1 rRNA gene is annotated in these 3,135 nt (G+C 54.0%); it reads left to right on the top strand.

Going from position 1 to position 3,135, the window contains the following annotated elements:
* The first annotated feature begins 130 nt into the window (after positions 1–130).
* Positions 131–3,022, top strand: a 23S ribosomal RNA gene (locus BIS10_RS18060).
* The last annotated feature ends 113 nt before the right edge of the window (positions 3,023–3,135 follow it).

The raw sequence follows: 3,135 nt of genomic DNA, 5'->3' as shown, positions 1-3,135 counted from the left end.
GCTCTTTAACAATGTATATCATGCTGACAAGAACGTTTTCGAACGTTCTTACGTAACTTGTTTTGTGATACGTCTCAAGCGTATCCGGCAATCGTTATCATTGCGAACCCCAGACTCCTTCGGGTTATAGGGTCAAGCAATGAAGCGCACACGGTGGATGCCTAGGCAGTCAGAGGCGATGAAAGACGTGGTAGCCTGCGATAAGGTTCGGCGAGGTGGCAACAACCTGTGACCCGGACATCTCTGAATGGGGAAACCCACTCATCATCAGATGAGTATCTTACGCTGAATATATAGGCGTAAGAGGCGAACCAGGGGAACTGAAACATCTAAGTACCCTGAGGAAAAGAAATCAACCGAGATTCCCCTAGTAGCGGCGAGCGAACGGGGACCAGCCCTTAAGCATGCAACGGATTAGACGAACGTGCTGGGAAGCACGGCCGTAGCGGGTGATAGCCCCGTAGTCGAAAATCTGCGCATGTGAAATCGAGTAGGTCGGGGCACGAGAAACCTTGACTGAAGACGGGGGGACCATCCTCCAAGGCTAAATACTCCTGACTGACCGATAGTGAACCAGTACCGTGAGGGAAAGGCGAAAAGAACCCCGGAGAGGGGAGTGAAATAGATCCTGAAACCGTGTGCGTACAAGCAGTAGGAGCAGACTTGTTCTGTGACTGCGTACCTTTTGTATAATGGGTCAGCGACTTATATTCAGTGGCGAGGTTAACCGTATAGGGGAGCCGTAGGGAAACCGAGTCTTAACTGGGCGACACAGTCGCTGGATATAGACCCGAAACCGAGCGATCTATCCATGAGCAGGGTGAAGATTGAGTAACATCAATTGGAGGCCCGAACCAGGATCTGTTGAAAAAGATTTGGATGACTTGTGGATCGGAGTGAAAGGCTAATCAAGCTCGGAGATAGCTGGTTCTCCTCGAAAGCTATTTAGGTAGCGCCTCACGTATCACCGCCGGGGGTAGAGCACTGTTTCGGCTAGGGGGTCATCCCGACTTACCAACCCGAGGCAAACTCCGAATACCGGTGAGTGCGAGCGTGGGAGACACACGGCGGGTGCTAACGTCCGTCGTGAAAAGGGAAACAACCCAGACCGTCAGCTAAGGTCCCCAAATCCTGGTTAAGTGGGAAACGATGTGGGAAGGCTCAGACAGCTAGGAGGTTGGCTTAGAAGCAGCCATCCTTTAAAGAAAGCGTAATAGCTCACTAGTCGAGTCGGCCTGCGCGGAAGATGTAACGGGGCTAAACCAGGTACCGAAGCTACGGGTTCATCCTCTGGATGAGCGGTAGAGGAGCGTCGTGTAAGCCGATGAAGGTGTGTTGAGAAGCATGCTGGAGGTATCACGAGTGCGAATGCTGACATGAGTAACGATAAAGGGAGTGAAAAACTCCCTCGCCGGAAGACCAAGGGTTTCTGTTCGACGCTAATCGGAGCAGAGTGAGTCGGCCCCTAAGGCGAGGCCGAAAGGCGTAGTCGATGGGAAACGGGTCAATATTCCCGTACCGGACATGATTGCGATGGGGGGACGGAGAAGGCTAGGTGAGCCAGGCGTTGGTTGTCCTGGTGAAAGTGAGTAGGCTTGTGTCTTAGGTAAATCCGAGACGCTTCAAGGCCGAGACACGAAACGAACGGACCACGGTCCGGAAGTCATTGATGCCACGCTTCCAGGAAAAGCCTCTAAGCTTCAGATCATGTGCGACCGTACCCCAAACCGACACAGGTGGTCAGGGTGAGAATCCCAAGGCGCTTGAGAGAACTCGGGTGAAGGAACTAGGCAAAATGGTGCCGTAACTTCGGGAGAAGGCACGCCGGCGTAGGGTAAGGGAACTTGCTTCCTCAGCCCGAACCGGTCGAAGATACCAGGTGGCTGCAACTGTTTAGTAAAAACACAGCACTCTGCTAACGCGCAAGCGGACGTATAGGGTGTGACGCCTGCCCGGTGCCGGAAGGTTAAATGATGGTGTTAGGATTCGTCCGAAGCTCTTGATTGAAGCCCCGGTAAACGGCGGCCGTAACTATAACGGTCCTAAGGTAGCGAAATTCCTTGTCGGGTAAGTTCCGACCTGCACGAATGGCGTAATGATGGCCACGCTGTCTCCACCCGAGACTCAGTGAAATTGAAATCGCCGTGAAGATGCGGTGTACCCGCGGCTAGACGGAAAGACCCCGTGAACCTTTACTATAGCTTCACACTGGACGCTGATGTTGCCTGTGTAGGATAGCTGGGAGGCTTTGAAACCCGGACGCCAGTTCGGGTGGAGCCAACCTTGAAATACCAGCCTGGCATCATTGGCGTTCTCACTCAGGTCCGTGATCCGGATCGAGGACAGTGTGTGGTGGGTAGTTTGACTGGGGCGGTCTCCTCCCAAAGAGTAACGGAGGAGCACGAAGGTACCCTCAGCACGGTCGGACATCGTGCAATGAGTGCAAGAGCATAAGGGTGCTTGACTGCGAGACAGACACGTCGAGCAGGTGCGAAAGCAGGTTCTAGTGATCCGGTGGTTCTGTATGGAAGGGCCATCGCTCAACGGATAAAAGGTACTCCGGGGATAACAGGCTGATACCGCCCAAGAGTTCACATCGACGGCGGTGTTTGGCACCTCGATGTCGGCTCATCACATCCTGGGGCTGAAGTCGGTCCCAAGGGTATGGCTGTTCGCCATTTAAAGTGGTACGCGAGCTGGGTTTAGAACGTCGTGAGACAGTTCGGTCCCTATCTGCCGTGGGCGTTGGATGTTTGAGAAGAGCTGCTCCTAGTACGAGAGGACCGGAGTGGACGACCCTCTGGTGTTCCGGTTGTCACGCCAGTGGCATTGCCGGGTAGCTATGGTCGGACGGGATAACCGCTGAAAGCATCTAAGCGGGAAGCCCCCTTCAAGATGAGACATCCCTGAGACCTAGAGTCTCCTAAAGGGCCCAGCGAGACCAGCTGGTGGATAGGCACGGTGTGGAAGCGCTGCAAGGCGTTGAGCTAACGTGTACTAATGGCCCGTGAGGCTTGACCCTATAACACCCAAGGGGTCTGGTCGCAGTGATAACGAAGAGTGTGAACGCACTCAGAACACCGGATACGCATCCGCCAGCCAAGGCGCTGACGGAAAGAGACGATCACAAAACAC

The organism is Halomonas sp. 707B3 (assembly GCF_024158645.1).
GTDB classification, from domain to species: Bacteria; Pseudomonadota; Gammaproteobacteria; order Pseudomonadales; family Halomonadaceae; genus Vreelandella; species Vreelandella lionensis.
This window is presented reverse-complemented; position numbering and strand designations above follow the sequence as displayed.